The 16,646-nt window shown below is 64.7% G+C and carries 16 protein-coding genes; 14 read left to right on the top strand and 2 right to left on the bottom strand.

Features of this window, described 5'->3' with window-relative positions; genetic code table 11:
* The first annotated feature begins 17 nt into the window (after positions 1-17).
* The 4 genes from shiA (at position 18) to DOM54_RS08045 (ending at position 4,335) form a co-directional block, all read left to right on the top strand.
* A complete protein-coding gene (gene shiA, locus DOM54_RS08060) occupies positions 18-1,325 on the top strand; it encodes a shikimate transporter (protein WP_110715820.1) in 1,308 nt (435 codons plus the stop codon).
* Between the two features lie 212 nt (positions 1,326-1,537).
* On the top strand, positions 1,538-1,774 hold the full coding sequence (locus tag DOM54_RS08055) for a hypothetical protein (RefSeq protein WP_110597482.1): 237 nt from the start codon (positions 1,538-1,540) through the stop codon (positions 1,772-1,774).
* A gap of 2 nt (positions 1,775-1,776) precedes the next feature.
* Positions 1,777-3,276 carry a sodium:solute symporter family protein gene (locus tag DOM54_RS08050; protein WP_110715819.1) on the top strand — a complete coding sequence of 500 codons (1,500 nt, stop codon included), beginning with the start codon at positions 1,777-1,779 and terminating at the stop codon, positions 3,274-3,276.
* A gap of 117 nt (positions 3,277-3,393) precedes the next feature.
* Positions 3,394-4,335, top strand: a complete 942-nt coding sequence (locus DOM54_RS08045) for an AEC family transporter (protein ID WP_110715818.1) — start codon at positions 3,394-3,396, stop codon at positions 4,333-4,335.
* Between the two features lie 15 nt (positions 4,336-4,350).
* On the opposite strand, the gene DOM54_RS08040 is transcribed toward DOM54_RS08045, so the two are convergent.
* Positions 4,351-5,166, bottom strand: a complete 816-nt coding sequence (locus DOM54_RS08040; RefSeq protein WP_110715817.1) for a sugar phosphate isomerase/epimerase family protein — start codon at positions 5,164-5,166, stop codon at positions 4,351-4,353.
* Positions 5,167-5,270: 104 nt separating this feature from the next.
* Here DOM54_RS08040 and DOM54_RS08035 point away from each other — a divergent pair, with 104 nt between their 5' ends.
* From DOM54_RS08035 to msrQ, 3 genes are all read left to right on the top strand, one after another.
* Complete coding sequence (locus DOM54_RS08035) at positions 5,271-6,653, top strand: SLC13 family permease (protein WP_110715816.1); 1,383 nt, start codon at positions 5,271-5,273, stop codon at positions 6,651-6,653.
* A gap of 168 nt (positions 6,654-6,821) precedes the next feature.
* Positions 6,822-7,841 carry a protein-methionine-sulfoxide reductase catalytic subunit MsrP gene (gene msrP, locus DOM54_RS08030; protein ID WP_110715815.1) on the top strand — a complete coding sequence of 340 codons (1,020 nt, stop codon included), beginning with the start codon at positions 6,822-6,824 and terminating at the stop codon, positions 7,839-7,841.
* Positions 7,841-8,479: a protein-methionine-sulfoxide reductase heme-binding subunit MsrQ gene (gene msrQ / locus DOM54_RS08025; protein ID WP_110715814.1), complete on the top strand. Its 639-nt coding sequence runs from the start codon at positions 7,841-7,843 to the stop codon at positions 8,477-8,479. Before msrP ends, msrQ begins: the two co-directional genes overlap by 1 nt.
* A 28-nt stretch (positions 8,480-8,507) precedes the next feature.
* On the opposite strand, the gene DOM54_RS08020 is transcribed toward msrQ, so the two are convergent.
* A complete protein-coding gene (locus DOM54_RS08020) occupies positions 8,508-9,779 on the bottom strand; it encodes an NAD(P)/FAD-dependent oxidoreductase (protein WP_240613812.1) in 1,272 nt (423 codons plus the stop codon).
* A 240-nt stretch (positions 9,780-10,019) separates the two neighbouring features.
* Here DOM54_RS08020 and DOM54_RS08015 point away from each other — a divergent pair, with 240 nt between their 5' ends.
* From DOM54_RS08015 to DOM54_RS07985, 7 genes are all read left to right on the top strand, one after another.
* Positions 10,020-11,006: a 2-hydroxyacid dehydrogenase gene (locus DOM54_RS08015; protein WP_110715813.1), complete on the top strand. Its 987-nt coding sequence runs from the start codon at positions 10,020-10,022 to the stop codon at positions 11,004-11,006.
* Positions 11,007-11,170: 164 nt separating this feature from the next.
* Positions 11,171-12,217, top strand: coding sequence for a LacI family DNA-binding transcriptional regulator (locus tag DOM54_RS08010; RefSeq protein ID WP_110715812.1), 1,047 nt, complete (start codon positions 11,171-11,173; stop codon positions 12,215-12,217).
* The gene (locus DOM54_RS08005) at positions 12,214-13,215 is read left to right on the top strand and encodes a TRAP transporter substrate-binding protein (RefSeq protein ID WP_110715811.1); all 1,002 of its coding nucleotides are present in this window, start codon (positions 12,214-12,216) and stop codon (positions 13,213-13,215) included. The genes DOM54_RS08010 and DOM54_RS08005 overlap by 4 nt, the downstream gene beginning before the upstream one ends.
* Before the next feature lie 10 nt (positions 13,216-13,225).
* Positions 13,226-13,804: a TRAP transporter small permease gene (locus DOM54_RS08000; RefSeq protein ID WP_110715810.1), complete on the top strand. Its 579-nt coding sequence runs from the start codon at positions 13,226-13,228 to the stop codon at positions 13,802-13,804.
* On the top strand, positions 13,801-15,108 hold the full coding sequence (locus tag DOM54_RS07995) for a TRAP transporter large permease (RefSeq protein ID WP_110715809.1): 1,308 nt from the start codon (positions 13,801-13,803) through the stop codon (positions 15,106-15,108). The genes DOM54_RS08000 and DOM54_RS07995 overlap by 4 nt, the downstream gene beginning before the upstream one ends.
* Positions 15,109-15,333: 225 nt before the next feature.
* A complete protein-coding gene (locus DOM54_RS07990) occupies positions 15,334-16,014 on the top strand; it encodes an HAD family hydrolase (protein WP_110715808.1) in 681 nt (226 codons plus the stop codon).
* A 165-nt stretch (positions 16,015-16,179) separates the two neighbouring features.
* Positions 16,180-16,554, top strand: coding sequence for a translation initiation factor Sui1 (locus tag DOM54_RS07985; protein ID WP_110715807.1), 375 nt, complete (start codon positions 16,180-16,182; stop codon positions 16,552-16,554).
* Positions 16,555-16,646: the final 92 nt, after the last annotated feature.

Genomic DNA, 16,646 nt, shown 5'->3' with positions numbered 1-16,646 from the left:
ATCATCGAGAGTTCCGGATGAGTACGCCAGCCACGACCACCGCCCCCGCCCACTCGACAAGCCAGGCCCGACGCGCCGCCATCGGCAGTTTCGTCGGCGCCGTGGTCGACTGGTATGACTTCCTGCTCTACGGCATCGTCGCCGCACTGGTCTTCAACTCGCAGTTCTTCCCCAACGTCAGTCCGGCCGCCGGCACCCTGGCGGCACTGGCCACCTTCGGCGTCGGCTTTCTGTTTCGCCCGCTCGGCGGCCTGGTGTTCGGTCATTACGGCGACCGCCTGGGTCGAAAGCGCATGCTGATCCTGACGGTCATTCTGATGGGCGGGGCGACGGCGCTGATCGGTCTGCTGCCGACCTATGCCCAGATCGGCGTGTGGGCACCGATCCTGCTGGTGACGCTGCGCGCGGTGCAGGGCTTCGCCGTCGGCGGGGAGTGGGGCGGCGCCGCCTTGATGGCAGTGGAGAGCGCGCCACGCGGTCGCCGCGCGTTCTACTCCAGTGGCGTCCAGGTCGGTTACGGCGTGGGCCTGATTCTGGCCACCGGCAGTGTGTCGCTGCTCAGCCACTGGCTGAGCGATGCCGACTTCACCGCCTGGGGCTGGCGCCTGCCGTTTCTGTTCAGCGTGGTGCTGGTGCTAGTGGCGCTGAAGATCCGTTCAAGCCTGGAAGAGTCGCCGGAATTCATCGAAGCGGTCGAGCGCAACGACCAGACGCCGGCCAGGCCGCCGATCCTCGAGGCGCTGCGACGCCACCCCGGCGCTTTCGTCACCATCATCGCCATGCGCCTGGCGGAACTGTTCACGATGTACATCGTGACCACCTTCGCGTTGAGCTACTCCACCGGGTATCTCGACCTGTCGCGGGATCTGTTTCTCCACATCGGGCTGCTGGTCGGCGCGGTTAGCTGCGTCACCATCCCGCTGTTCGCATTCCTCGCCGACACGCTGGGGCGACGACGCGTCTACATCACCGGCGCCATCGTCGGCGTGCTGGCCGCCTTCCCGTTCTTCATGGCGCTGCAGGCCGGTTCGATCCTGTGGATCGTGGTGTTCGCCGTGGCCCTGGCCAATCTCGCCCACGATATGGTGGTCAGCGTGCAGCAGCCGATCTTTGCCGAGCTGTTCGGCACCGCCTACCGTTACAGCGGTGCCGGGGTCGGCTACCAGGTCGCCAGCGTGGTCGGTGGCGGCTTCACCCCGTTCATCGCCGCCGCGCTGGTGGATCTCTACGCTGGCAGCTGGACGCCGGTCGCGATCTACCTGGCCGGCGGCTGCCTGCTCTCCGCCGTAGGCGCGGCGTGGATGCTGCGAAAGCGAGGGGCATGACGCGATCGAGCCCTGGCCGCCGACTATCGCCTGCCCTGAAGGCCCTTACGACCAACGTCGCAGTGCTTCGCCATAGACGAAGCCTCTCTTTGCCAACCGGTAATGGCCAGCCGTCGCCACGGATGGCTATAGTCCCCCGTTTGCTGCCACGCCATGTCGGCCGTGCCGCGCCGAATTCGTGTCGCCATCGTGCACGCCATCGAGGTGCCTTGATGAAAAGAAGAATCAGTGAACCGGTCAAGAAGCCGCTGGTCTGGATCGGCTTCGTCATTCTGTTCGCCCTGATCAATCCCTGGTATTTCCCCGCCGGCTCCTGGTCGCCGCTATTCTTTGGCGTCCCCTACTGGGCCCTGATCATCCTGCTCGCCTCGCTGGCGTTGTCGATCTTCATCACCTGGGTGGTGAAGACGCAATGGGAGACTGGCGCCGACGAAGACGAGGAGCCCTGACGATGGAAGTGGAACTGGCCTTCAGCGGATGGTCCGGCATTCTGGTGCTGATGCTCTACGGCGGCCTGATGCTGGCCGTAGGCATCTACGCCTTCCTGCGCAATCGCAAGGTTCGTGAAAGTCTCGACGAGTACTACCTGGGCGGGCGCGGCCTCGGCGTCATGGTGCTGTTCTTCACCTTTTTCGCCACCCAGTACAGCGGCAATACCGTGGTCGGCTATCCGCCCACGGCCTACCGGCTCGGCTACCAATACCTGGTTTCGGTGCCGTTCTTCATCATGATCATCATGGTCTACCTGCTGTTCGCGCCCAGGCTCTATGCGCTGGGCCGGCGCTTCAACCTGCTGACGCCGGTGGACTGGATCGATCTGCGCTTCCGTTCGAAAAAGGTCACGATCCTGGCCGCGATCCTGATGCTCTACGGTCTCGGCAACTATCTGCTGGAGCAGTTCGTCGCCATCGGCCAGGGCGTATCCGGCCTCACCGGTGGCACGATTCCCTATCAGGTCGGCGTGGTGTTCTTCATCGTGATCATGGTCGCCTATAGCTGGCTGGGTGGCATGCGCTCGGTGGCCTACACCGACACGATCCAGGGCATCGCCCTGCTGTTCGGGGTGTTCACGCTGCTGATCGGCTCGTTGATCTACCTCGGCGGGTTGCCGACGGCAGCCGAGACGATGATCGCCGAGGCGCCGGAGAAGCTGGGTGCGCCGAGCGGGGGCAGCCTCACCACCTGGTTCTGTCTGCTGGTGCTGGTGGGTATCGGCGCGGCGATCTACCCGCACGCTTTCCAGCGGATCTTCGCGGCCCGCAGCGAGCGCACGCTCAAGCGCTCCTTCATCCGCATGGCCTACATGCCGTTTCTGACCGCCGGGGTGGTATTCATGGTCGGGATCATCGGCATCGCCGCCTTCCCCGACCTGACCACCGCGGAGTCCGAGCAACTGGTGGGAATGATGGCCAACGCGCTGGCCAATCAGAACGCCTTCTTCTATTGGGCGATGGTGCTGCTGTTCGGCGGCGTGATCGCGGCCATCGTGTCGACGGCGGACTCGGTACTGCTGACGTTCTCGTCGATCGTCTCCAACGACCTCTATGGGCGATACATCGCTCCCGACGCCGATGAGTCGCGCAAGATCCTGGTAGGCAAGCTGGTGGGCGTGGCCGCTGTCGTCGTGCTGGTACTGATCGCCTGGTATCCACCGGGAACGCTCTACCAGATCTTCGTGCTCAAGTTCGAGGTGCTGATCCAGACCGCGCCGGCGCTGATCCTCGGCCTCTACTGGAGCCGGCTCAATACCCGGGCGGTATTCACCGGCATGCTCGCCGGCACCATCCTGGCCGCCGTCTTCACCTTCGCCGGCTACCGCCCGCTGGGCGTCTACAGCGGATTGTGGGGACTGCTGCTCAATTTGATCGTGTGCGTGGGCGGGAGCCTGCTCAGCCAGGCCACCGAGGCAAACCGGCAGCAGGCACTGGAGGTGATCGGCTGGCAGCGCTGACCGGGGACATCCGCTGATCGCGGAGGGCGGGCACCGTTGGAGTGAATCCACTTGCTGGTGGCTCGCCCGGCGCTCATGCTATTAGGCATAAGTCTAATTCGCAGTGATCAGAGCTTCGTGAATACCATCCTCGGCGCCATCATTCCCATCTTCATCCTGCTGGGCATCGGCTATCTGGCCGTGCTAAAGCGTGTCGTCGACAAGGCCCACATCCAAGGCATGGGGCGATACGTGATCAATATCGCCCTACCCGCCCTGGTCATCCAGGCGCTGCTGGAACGCCCGCTGGGCGAGGTCTTCAATGTACCGTACCTGCTCGTCTACGGGCTGGGTTCGGGGCTCGCCTTCGCCATCACCTTCCTGCTGGTGACGCTGCGCGGCAACGCGCCGCTGGAGCGCCGGGCGATGTATGCACTCGGCACCTCGGCTTCCAACAGCGGTTTCATCGGTTATCCGGTGGCGGTGCTGGTCATCGGCCCCGCCGCGGGTATCGCCCTGGCGCTCAACATGCTGATCGAGAACCTGCTGGTGATTCCCACGGCGCTAGTGCTCGCCGAGCTCGGCCGTCAGGCCCGGGGCGGCGTGTGGGAGACGGTGAAACCGGTGGCCGTGCGTATCCTGCGTCACCCCTTGATCATCGCCATCGCCGTGGGCACGCTGCTCGCTGCGCTGGAGCTGCATCCGCCGACCCCGATCGCCCGGGTGCTGGAGATGCTCGCGGCGTCATCGTCCCCGGTGGCGCTATTCGTGATCGGCGGCACCCTGTGTGGCCTGCGCGTGCGCGGCATGGTCAAGCGCGTGACCCGAATCGCGCTCGCCAAACTCACCCTGCACCCGCTCTGCGTGCTGCTGATGGTGCTACTGGTCCCGGGGCTCGATCCGGTCTTCGCCACCGCCGCCATCGTCTTCGCCTGTGCACCGATGCTCTCGATGTACCCGCTGCTCGGCCAGCGCTACGGCTTCGGCGAGCTGGGCACGGCGGCGATGGTGATGGCGACGATACTCTCTGCGCTGACCCTGGCGCTGGGCATCTGGCTGAGCCATCTGTGGTTCGTCTAGCTCGTGCCCGGCCGCCTAGCTCTTCGGGGAGCGTAGCGACTCCAGCGCCCGCTTTCCCTGCAGGGCAGCCATGCCCGTCGGCATGACATCGAGCGTGTCGCTGAAGATTTCCAGTGACAGCGGCCCCGCGTAACCGGTCCGTTCCAGTGCGGTCATGAAGGCGTCGATGGGCAGCTCGCCATCGCCGGGAAACGCTCGTCGATGGCGACTCAGCGCTTGCAGATCCTGCCCGCGCGGCCACGGTGAGTCGGCCAGTTGCACCAGGCCGATCCGGTCGCCCGGGATCGTGGCGAGGGTTTCCAGTTCCAGCTCCCGGGCAAGAATGTGATAGCTGTCGAGCACGATGGAGAGCGCCGGATGATCCGCCTGTCGGACGATCTTCCAGGCATCGCGATAATCGAAGAGATGGCGCCCCCAGGCCAGCGCCTCGAACCCGATCCGCATCTCTCTCGCGGCAGCCAGCTCGGCCAGTTCGTGCAGAGTTTCGGCTGCCCGTCCATGATCGTGAGCGGCCTCCTCCCGCGTGTTGCTGCAGGCAAGCAGAAAGTCCCCACCGAGTTCGGCCAGGGTATCGAAGTGGCGCTTGGCCTCGTCCAGTATCTTTCGATGCAGCTCGGGCGGTAGCGCCTCGACATCGCGAAAGGGCTGCAGCGCCGCGACCGTCAAGCCGAGTTCGCGGCAGCGATCGCCGACGGTCCGCGACGACAACCCGCTCGACTGCAGGTCGTCGACGAAAATCTCCACGCCATCGAACCCGGCCCGCGCTATCGCCTCGAGCTTGTTCATCAACTCGCCACTCAGACAGAGCGTCGCCATCGCTTCCGTCGTCATGTCTCCTCCCGATCGTTGCCAGACGGCACCCCGCTTAGCGTAGTCGATCCGCCACCTTCCCGAGGCGCTGGTATACTGCCGCCTCGCTCGTTTCTGGAACCGCCATGATGTCCTCCTCGGTTACCGCTCCTCCCTGGCGCCAGGGACTGTCGCTACTGGCCCTGCTGGGCGCCCTGGGCTGGCTGTTGCTGGGTAGCGCCGACGGCTCGGTAGTGCAGGCCGGTATTGTCGTGGTGCTTTGCATTGGCCTGTGGGCCACCGGCTGGCTACCGCAATGGCTGACCGCGCTGATCTTCTTCACCCTGTGCACCGTGGCCAAGGTCGCCCCGGCGTCGACGGCCTTCGCCGGTTTCGAATCGGCTGCGACCTGGCTGGTGTTCTCGGGCATGGTGATCGGCGCCGCGATCAACCACACCGGCCTGGGCGAGCGCGTCGCTGCCAGGATCGGCCCGCATCTTGCCTCGGGTTACCCACAGGCGGTCGTGGGGATCGGGCTGCTGGGATTGATCGCGTCGTTCTTCATGCCGTCGGCGATGGGCCGGATCGTGCTGCTGGTGCCGATCCTGCTGACGCTGGTCGACCGCTTCGGCTACGCGCCAGGCGATCCAGGCCGCATCGGCATCCTGCTCAGCGGCATCATGTCGAGCTTTCTGCCCACCTTCACGATCCTGCCGGCCAACGTGCCCAACAATGTGCTGATGGGCGCCAGCGAAGCGGTTCTCGGGTATTCGCCCAGTTACGGCGAATACCTGCTGCTGCACTTTCCCGTGCTGGGGCTGCTCAAGTGGGCACTGATCATGGCGTTGATCCTGTGGCAGTTCCGCGCGGCGCCACCGTCCCCGTTCACGGCCGAGGCGCCTTCCCGGTTGGGGCGCGGCGGCAACCTGATGGGCGTGCTGCTGGGCTTTGCCGTGCTGATGTGGATGACCGATGCCTGGCACGGCATTTCTCCGGCCTGGATCGGCATGCTGGTGGCCCTGGCCTGCCTGTTCCCCGGTAGTGGCCTGTTGCCGGCCCGGCCATTGCAGCAGATGAATCTCGAGCCATTCATCTACGTGGCGGGGATCGTCAGCCTGGGGGCGCTGGCGCATCAGAGCGGGCTGGGCGAGGCGATCGCCGGTCGGCTGCTCGACGTGCTGCCGCTGTCACCGCAGTCGACCGCCGGTAATTTCACCTGGCTCGCCGTGATCGCCACGGTGCTGGGCATGCTGGTCACGCTACCCGGCGTCCCCGCGGTAATGACACCGCTGGCGCCGCAACTGGCCGACGTCACCGGATGGGCGCCGTCGGCCGTGGTGATGTCCCAGGTGATCGGCTTCTCGACCGTGGTATTCCCCTATCAGTCGCCGCCCCTGATCATCGGTCTGCTCACCTCCGGCGTGACCATCCGTCAGGCCATGCGGATCACGTTGCCGCTGGCGCTGATCACCATCGTACTGCTGTGGCCGCTCGATTTCGTCTGGTGGCGCTGGCTGGGGATGATCTGAGCGGGCCGCGATTTTTTTGGCCCAGGCCCGGGAATAGATCACCTAGACTGAACGTCATACGAGACACGAGCTGCAACTCGCGGCGCGCAGCGAGTGAAGCGGTACGCATCCAGCCGCGCGCTGCCAGCGTATCCACGACATGCCACTGTTGGCGGTTGGAGACTCATCATGTTGATCAAGATTGCCAAGCCCGGCGACCTGCGCGAATCGGACGTCACACCGGAATCGGTCTATCTCTCGCGTCGCCGCTTCATGGGCGGCGTGATCGGCCTCGGTGCGGGACTGGCGCTGGCCGGCCGCGCCCAGGCCGCCGCTTCCGACTACCAGGACGTACCAGCCGGCAATCCGCCGGGCTGGTTCGGCCCCAAGCTGGAGAATGCCGAGTGGGACAGCGTGGTCCCCGCCGATCGGGAACTGGACAAGCTGACGCCCTTCGAAGACGCCACCCACTACAACAATTTCTACGAATTCGGCACTGGCAAGAGCGACCCCGCCCGCAACGCCGGCTCGCTCAAGACCCAGCCGTGGAGCGTGGTGATCGACGGCGAGGTCAACAACGGCGGGCGATTCGACCTCGAGGATATCGCCAAGCCCTCTCGACTGCAGGAGCGCATCTACCGGCTGCGCTGCGTCGAGGCGTGGTCGATGGTGATCCCGTGGCTGGGCATTCCGCTGGGTGACGTGATCCAGCGTGCCGAGCCGACCTCGAAAGCCAAGTACGTCAAGTTCGAGACCCTGGTCGCACCGGAGCAGATGCCGGGGCAGGACTCCTCGTTCGCGCTGATCGACTGGCCGTATACCGAAGGCCTGCGCATGGACGAGGCGATGCATCCGCTGGCGATTCTCGGCCTCGGCATGTACGGCCGCGAGCTGCCGAACCAGAATGGCGCGCCCTTCCGGCTGGTAGTGCCATGGAAGTACGGCTTCAAGAGCATCAAGTCGATCGTGCGCATCTCGCTGGTGGAGCAGCAGCCGGTCAACTCCTGGCAGGCGATCGCCCCGAACGAATACGGCTTCTATGCCAACGTCAATCCGCAGGTGGATCATCCGCGCTGGAGCCAGGCCACCGAGCGCCGGCTGCCCAACAGCCTGTTCAATCCCAACATCATCGATACCCGGATGTTCAACGGCTACGCCGATGAGGTCGCGAGCCTTTATCAGGGCATGGATCTGAGGAAGAACTTCTGATGGCGATGCCGCGCTATACGCTGACGCTCTGGCGCATCATGGTGTTCATCGCCGCGCTGGCGCCGCTGGGCTGGTGGAGTTACCAGGTCGCGATCAACGCGGCCGGGCCGGAGCCGGGAAGATACCTGCTGCTCAATATCGGTCAGGGCATTCTATGGATGCTGCTGCTGACCCTTTCCCTGACACCGCTGACCAAGTTGACGCGCTGGAAAGGCTTCACCCTGATCCGGCGCCAGCTCGGCCTGTGGACGCTCGCCTACGCCGTGTTGCACCTGTTCTGCTATGCCGTCTTCATTCTCGGCCTGGATCTGTCACGCCTCGGCAGCGAGATCGTGCGCCGCCCCTACATCATCGTCGGCATGCTCGCCCTCGCCGGGCTGATCGTAATGGGCGTGACCTCCAACAAATGGTCGATGCGCAAGCTCGGCAAGCGCTGGAAGACGCTGCACAAGATCGTCTATCTGGTGCTCGGCCTGGGACTGCTGCACTTCCTGTGGGTGGTTCGTGCCGACTTGGAGCAATGGAGCCTCTATGCCGCCGCCGGCGCGCTGCTGATGATTCTGCGCATTCCGCCCGTCGCCCGGCAGCTGCCGAAATTCCGCCAGCTGATCAAGCGACCCCACCGCGCGCACGCTTGACCTCGGGGGGAGCACTCGCGCCTTGCACTCAGAACCGCGTCGCAGCGTAGGGCGCGGGGTCGATATAGGGTGTCTCGCCGCAGATCATTTCCGCCAGCAGCCGCCCGGACGCCGGCCCCAGGGTGAAACCCTGATGCGCATGCCCGAAGTGCAGCCACAGTCCCGGGTGTCGTGGTGCCGGGCCGATGATCGGTTTCATGTCGCTGGTGCAGGGGCGAGCCCCCAGCCAGGACGCGGCCTCGACAGCCTCGCCGAGCTCGAGAATCTGGCGCGCCGCGACCTCGGCCCTGCCGGACTGCAGCGGGGTGGCGCGGGCATCCAGACGCGCGAATTCGGCGCCCGTGGTGATGCGAAGCCCACGGTTCATCGGCGCCAGCATGATGCCGTTTTCCGCATCCAGCATCGCCATGCTGAGCGGTTTCCGCATCGTATAGTGGCGATGATAACCACGCTTGACGAACAGTGGCAGGCGATACCCCAGCCGCCGGGTCAGCGTATCCGCCCAGGGGCCAAGCGCAATGACGGCCTGTTCGGCATCGATCACGCCGTCCTGGCTGGTAACACGCCAGCCACTGCCCTGTCGCGCCAGCGTCGTCGCGTCACCGTTGACGAAATGGCCGCCACGCTGCCGGAAAAGATCGGCATAACTGGCGACGAGGGCACCGGGATCGCGTACGGACCAGGGTTGGGTCCAGTGCACTGCCCCGGCCATGGGATGTCTCAGCCCCGGTTCCAATCGACCGAGCTCGGCGCCGTCGACGACCGTATGCTCGACGCCATATTCCCGCTGTAGCCGCTCGGCATGCGCGATGCCCTGGGCCATGGCGCTGGGTGTCCGGAACGCCGTGCGCCAGCCGGTCTGGCGCACCAGCGCATCGGCACCCGCCTCTCGAATCAGGCTATCGTGCTCGCTCAGGCAGTGCTCGATCAGCCGGCTGTATTCACGTGCAACCCTGGCGTAGCGCGAGGGTGACGACCACCACCAGTACTGCGCCAGCGGCGACGCCAGCCTGGGTAGCGCCAGCGGATGATAGTTGACGTCGATGCCGCCCTTGCGCATGACCTTGAAGATCATGCGGCTGTCGTGGGGAAACGGATAGGGCTCGACGGCTTCGCGCTGAATCAGCCCGGCGTTGCCGTAGGAAGTCTCCTCCCCCGGCGCCCGCCGATCGATCAGCGCCACCTGCCTGCCACGGCGCTGCAACTGCAGCGCTGTCGACACGCCGATCATGCCAGCCCCCAGCACCAGAACATCCGCTTGCATCACCACGCCTCGCGTCATCATCAACAGAGGTTCCACATTACAACGTTCCGTCGGCGGCGCCACCCGTCAGCCCAACTTTGATGCCTCCAGGCGACGTCGCGCCAGGCTTTCGGCCACACTCCCGATCCCGCGTCCCCTCGCTCACTGGTCTAGACTTTCGTCGAGGCGTCGCCTCGGGGAAGCGGATTTGTCGGTAAGCTCGTCCGTCCCCCACCGTGGCAGACGTCGACATCGTCGCCCGTGGACATCATCCAACCTTCAGCCGGAGAGTCTTTCATGAGCAAGCGCATCCTGGCGTATCGTCGCCTCAACGACCAGCAACTCGAGCAGCTACGCGAACGCTTTCACGTCGACTACTTCGGCAAGCTCGAGTCGCCCGACGATCCGGCGTTTCGCGAAGCCCTGGGCGAGGCCCACGGCCTGATCGGTGCCGGGGTCACCCTGACGCCGGCACTGCTCGACGCCGCCCCCAACCTCGAGGCGATCGCCAGTATCTCGGTAGGCGTGGACAACTACCCTGTCGATGAGCTGACCCGGCGCGGCATTCTGCTCTGCAACACCCCGGACGTGCTCACCGAGACCACCGCCGATACCGGCTTCTCGTTGATCATGTCGACCGCTCGACGGGTGGTGGAGCTGGCCGACTTCGTCAGGCGCGGTGACTGGAAAGCGAGCATCGGGCCCGAGCAGTTCGGCAGTGACGTCCACGGCAAGACGCTGGGCATGGTCGGTTTCGGCCGTATCGGCCAGGCCGTGGCTCGCCGCGGCGCCCTCGGCTTCGGCATGAAGATCCTCTACTCCAACGCTTCGCCCAAGCCGGCGCTGGAAGCGGAACTGGGCGCCCGCCACTGCGAGCTGGACGAACTGCTGCAGCAATCCGATTTCGTCTGCGCGATCGTGCCGCTGACCCCGGAGACCCGCCAGCTCATCGGTGCCCGCGAGTTCGGGCTGATGCGCGAAAGCGCCATTTTCATCAACATCTCCCGCGGTCAGGTGGTCGACGAAGCGGCGCTGATCGATGCCCTGACCAGCGGTCAGATCCGCGGTGCCGGTCTCGACGTGTTCGAACAGGAACCGCTGCAGGCGGACTCCCCGCTGCCCAGGATGCCCAATGTCGTCGCCCTGCCGCATATCGGCTCCGCTACCCACGAGACGCGTACGGCAATGGCGCAGCGTGCCGTGGACAACATCATGCTGGCGCTGGATGGCAAGCGTCCGCTCAGCCCATTCAACGAGGAAGCCTGGGCAGGCCGCTTCGACTGACCTCAAGACCGCGTTCTCGATGGCGCCTCGATTATCCGGCCGGGGCTTTCCATCGGGGATCCCGATTGCCGGTAAGGCGATATACCACCAAAGGGGGATAGGCGACATCGTCGTGGCGCACTAGTCTTTCGACACTTTTTGGATCGATCCAAAACGGAGCGACGATGGTATCCACTTCTCGAACTCGCGTGACGCTCAAGGACATCGCTGCCCATGCTGGCGTGTCTCGCTCGACCGTATCGCTGGTGATGCAAGAGAGTGAACTGGTGGCGGGGGCAACCCGCAAGCGGGTGCAGGAAGCCGCCGCCGCGCTGGGCTACGTCTACAATCGCGGCGCGGCGACCTTGAGAAGCTCGCGCACCGCCACCGTCGGCGTCGTTGTCCACGATATCGCCAACCCGTTCTTCGGTGCCTTGATGGCGGGGATCGACGAAACCCTGCAGGCCGCCGACTACATCCCCTTCCTGGCCAGCAGCGGCGACAGCCTAGATCGTCAGGCGCGTTTTCTCGCTCGCATGCGTGAGCATCGGGTCGACGCCTTGCTGCTATGCCCGGCGGAAGAGACACCGGCGTCCTCGATCGAGGCGATTGCCGACTGGGGCATGCCGTGTATCGAAGTCATGCGCCACGTCGGCCAATCGCCGCTCGGAGACTATGTCGGTGCCGACCTCCGCACCGGTGTCATCAATGCCGTCCGTCATCTCGTCACCCAGGGACATCGCCGCATCACACTGCTCGCGGGTATCGCCGATCACTCCGCCGACCGGGAGCGCCTCGCGGGCTATCGATACGCCATGCACGAAGCCGGTCTCGATGGGCTGTCGAGCGTCGACCGCGGGCCCTTGACCCGTTGCGCGGGACGCGAAAGAACCCTGGCGCTACTGCGCGGCGCCACCGCGCCTACCGCCCTGATCTGCCACAACGACCTGGTCGCGCTCGGCGCCCTGCTGGCGCTGTCGCATCTGGGGCTTCGCGCGGGGCAGGATTGCGCGGTGGTCGGCGTCGACGACATCGAGGAAGCCGCCCTCGCCGAGCCCGCATTGAGCAGCATCGCGACGCATCCTCGCGCGATCGGTCGGAACGCTGCCGAACTGGCCATGAAGCGGATAGGACACCCCGAAGGCGAGCGACAGCGCATCGTGCTCGAGGCCCCCCTGGTGATTCGCGCCAGTTCCCGAATTTCATCCGCTGTCGCGCAGGAGTCGACATGAGCCATCGCCCCCCGGCCTTTCGCGGGTTAGCCACCGCGCTACTGACCACAGTGGCGCTGACGGCGCTCGTCGCCTTCGTCCCCACCGCCCAGGCCCGCGAGCTGATCTTCGGTCATGGCGCCACCGAGGATACCGCCTATCACCTCAGTGCAGAGCGCTTCAAGCAGCTGCTGGAGGAGAAGACCGGCGGTGACCTGACGGTCAGCCTCTACAGCAACTCGGTGCTGGGTCACGAAACCGAGATGTTCGAGCAGCAGACCGCAGGCGCGCTGGACCTCTCGATCGTCAATCCGGGCCTGATCTCGGAGTTCTCGCACACCGCCAGCATCTTCTCGATTCCCTTTCTGTATCGCGATCTCGACCATTGGCGTCACGTGCTGGACGGCGAGCCGGGCCAGGAAATCGCCCGGCGTATCGAAGAGGAGACCGGGGTCAAGGTGCTCGCCTACTACGGCGGAAGCACGCGTCAGGTCGTCAGCACGCGGCCGCTCGAGAGTCTCGATGATCTCCAGGGCATGAAGCTGCGTACCAATCCGACCCGCCCGGTCATCACGGCCTGGGCGGCGCTGGGCACCCAGCCGACGGTGATGGCCTACAAGGAGATCTATACCGGCCTGCAGCTCGGCGCCATCGACGGCCTGCTCAACGAAGCGGAGTGGATCTACCGCATGCGCTTCCACGAGGTCGCGCCCTATATCGGGCTCTCCGAGCACGACATCACCGTACGCCTGCTGACGATCTCCGACGACACCTGGGACTCGCTGACACCGGACCAACGGCAGGCGGTGCAGGCGGCTGCCGACGAGAGCGAGCAGTACGCGCGCAACCTGCAGATCCGGCTCGACAAGGAGTCCCGCGACAAGCTGAAAGCGGAAGGTGCCACTTTCTATCCCATGGACCGCGGGCGCATGCAGCAGATCGTCGCCGAACCGTTGGGGCGGGTCATCGACGACCTGGGGCTACGCGACCTCTACGAACTCATCATCAACACGGATTGAGGAGCACCTCATGGCATTCGCAATGACCCTGGGCCGTGTCAACCGTCAGTTGGAGCGCGTCCTCAATGGCGTGTTACTGCTGTTGCTGGCCAGCTTCATCGTGCTGATCGTCTATCAGATCGCGAGCCGCAATCTGGGCTTCATGCCGCGACTCTACTGGACCGAGGAGATGAGCCGTTTCGCCTTCCAGTGGATGATCATGCTGGGTACCGCGATCGGCGTGCTGCACGCCGACCACTTCGTGCTCGAGGCATTTCCACGCGGCTCCCGTCCGGACCGAATGACGCGAGTGATTCGCGACATCGGCTGTTTGCTGGTGGGCATCATCTTCGTCGTCTTCGGCTTCGGCTTCCTGCTCTCCGGCTTCGATCGCATCGCCAGCGCCTCGCAGTTGCCGATGGTGGTGACCTATTCGACCTTCTTCGTCAGCGGCGTGCTGATCGTGCTGTTCAGCCTGCAGCGCCTGCTGTTGACGATGCGCCACGGCGTCGACGCCATGGAACGCGAGCTCGACACCCCTTCCGAGATAGATGAGCTGGGGGCCGCGCCCCCGACGCAGACACTCGATACGCCGGAGAAGCGATCATGATGCCCGCCGACTGGTTACCCCTGCTGCCGTGGCTCCTGTTCGTGCTGCTTGGCGTGTTCATCATTCTCGGCGTACCCATCGCCATGTCGCTGGTGCTGACGTCATTCTCGATCATCGCGCTCGACCCACGTCTCGTCCCCTGGATCATGTTCCAGCGCATGTACTACGGCATGGATTCGTTCGTGCTACTCGCGGTCCCCCTGTTCCTGCTCGCCGGCAATCTGATGAACGCGGCCAGGATCACCGATCGCCTGATCACGCTGTGTCTCAATCTGGTCGGCCACGTCAAAGGGGCACTGGCCCACGTCAACGTGCTGGTGAGCATGCTGTTCGCCGGGGTTTCGGGATCCTCGACGGCGGACAGTGCCGGCATCGGTACGGTGCTGATCCCGGCGATGAAGAAAGAGGGCTACCCGACCCATTTCAGTGTCGCGGTCACCGCAGCTTCATCGGTGATGGGCATCATCATTCCGCCATCGATCAACATGATCGTCTGGGGCGCGCTGACCAGCACCTCGATCGCCGGCCTGTTTCTGGGCGGCATCGTTCCCGGGGTCCTGATCGCGGTGGCACAACTGTTGCTCAACCTCGGCTACGTACGCCGCTACGACGTGCCGACGCGCAAGCGGGCCACGCTCAAGCAACTCGCCAGCTCAGGCAAGGACGGCCTGCTCGCCGCCGGCATACCGGTGTTGATCATCGGTGGCATTACCCTCGGTATCGTCACGCCGACCGAGGCGGCGGTGATGGCGGTGCTCTATGCCCTGCTACTGGGTTCCATCGTCTACCGCGAGCTGACCTTCAGGAGCGTGCTGGACACGTCGACCGACACCGTTCGGCTCTGCTCTCTATCGCTGTTCAGTCTGGTGGGCGCCGCGATCTTCGGCTACCTGATCAGCTTCTACCGCATCCCACCGCAACTGATGGCTGGCGTCGAGATCACCGATCCGACCACCCTGCTGATCATCGCCACCATCGTCATGCTGCTGGTCGGCACCTTCATGGATTCGTTGCCGGCGATGGCGATTCTGGCCCCGATCTTCCAACCGCTGGCGGCCCAGGCGGGTGTCGATCCGCTGCAGTTCGGCGTGATCAGCGTCATGGCGCTCGGCCTTGGCCTGATCACCCCGCCCTACGGCCTGTGCCTGATGATCTCGGCCAAGATCGGCGGCATTCCCCTGCTCAAGGCACTGGGTACGACGATGGTCTATCTGTTGGTGATGCTGCTGGTGATCGGCCTGCTGATCGCCTTCCCCGATCTGATCCTCTACCTACCCCAGACTTTCGGCCCGGACGCGAGCTGAGACAGGCCGATCAAAAAGTGTGCAATTTTTGGGGACCCATTCGCTCCGGCTTGTGATTTCCAGCCGGGGCGACTAAAGTTGCAAGGTAGATTGAAAACAGTGTTCCGTAATCCTACAGTCTTCGATCACGGGGCCGATAATCAGAGAACTGGAGTCAACCGCAGCGGCCAGCTTCATCAATGGCCGGCGTCATATCCACTGACAGCGCCCTCGAGGCGACTCACCATGCCCGATCCCCTCTGCCTGCTTTTCGATTGCGACGGCACTCTGGTCGATAGCGAACCCCTCCTCGCCGAGATCATGGCGAAGTATCTCAACCAGGCGGGCCTGCCCTTCCAGCCCAACGACTACCTGACGGACTTCCGTGGCGCGCGTTTCGCCAGCATCGTTTCCCATCTGGAACGACTGCACGGACGCCTCGAGGATTCCGTTCGTCAGCGGATCGAGACGGCGATGCGCCAGGAGATGCATGAGCGCATGGTCGACGAACTCGAGCCCATCGCTGGCGTACCGGAAGCGCTCGACGCGCTCGGTGCCCTGCCGCGCTGCGTCGCTTCCAACGGGCCCGAGGCCAAGATTCGGAGAGCGTTGGACAGTACGGGACTGCGCGGTTTCTTCGGCGACCATATCTACAGCGCCTACACCGTGGGGAGTTGGAAGCCGGCGCCGGGACTGTTCCTGCACGCCGGCCGCGACATGGGCTTCGAACCCTCCGATTGCATCGTGATCGACGATGCCCAGGTGGGCGTCCGCGCCGCGCTGGCCGCGGGCATGCGGGTCGTCCATATCAATCGCTTCCCCGACCTCGAGCCCTCCCCGTCAGAGGCCATCGAAATTCGCGACATGCGCGAATTGCCGGCAGTGATCGACAAACTGATCCCGGCCCTCGCCGTCGGCAACCTCTAGCAGCTCGACCGAGCGCGTTCGGTGGCAGCCACCGACCGAGGACCCATCGCTGACGGCGATGATCGTGGCCCGAGCCCCTGGCTCGGGCCGCGATCGTTCTGGATCACTCGTTAGCGGCCGGATGGCCGCGTTATCATGTGTCCTTCACGTCTTATCGGAGTTCCCATGCCTTCGTTACAGGATCAACTGCGCGGCCTGGTCTATTCGACCGAACATGGCGAGACCTGCCCCGACTGCCGTCGGCCTGTGGCCGAGTGTGAATGTCGGGCCCGAGAGGAAGCCGAACGGATCGCCGCACTCGACGGCATCGTTCGTATCCGGCGCGAGACCAGCGGTCGCAAGGGCAAGGGGGTGACGACGATTCAGGGCGTACCGCTGGATAGCGAAGCGCTGAAAGCGCTGGCCAAGACGCTCAAGAAACGCTGTGGAACGGGCGGTGCGATCAAGGATGGCGTGATCGAGATCCAGGGCGACCATCGCGATGTGCTCAGGCGCGAGCTGGAATCGCGAGGCTACAAGGTCAAGCTCGCCGGGGGGTGAGCCCGAGGGAGTCCCGCATCCGGTCCGGGGCGTGGAATTTAGGCCGTGTTCCCTTGTCCCACTCTTATCGCGCGTTTCAACGCTCCACCTTC

It is taken from the genome of Salinicola acroporae, from assembly GCF_003206615.1.
Taxonomy (GTDB): Bacteria; Pseudomonadota; Gammaproteobacteria; order Pseudomonadales; family Halomonadaceae; genus Salinicola; species Salinicola acroporae.
The sequence above is the reverse complement of the archived record's forward strand: the minus strand, read 5'-3'. Positions and strand labels throughout refer to the sequence as shown.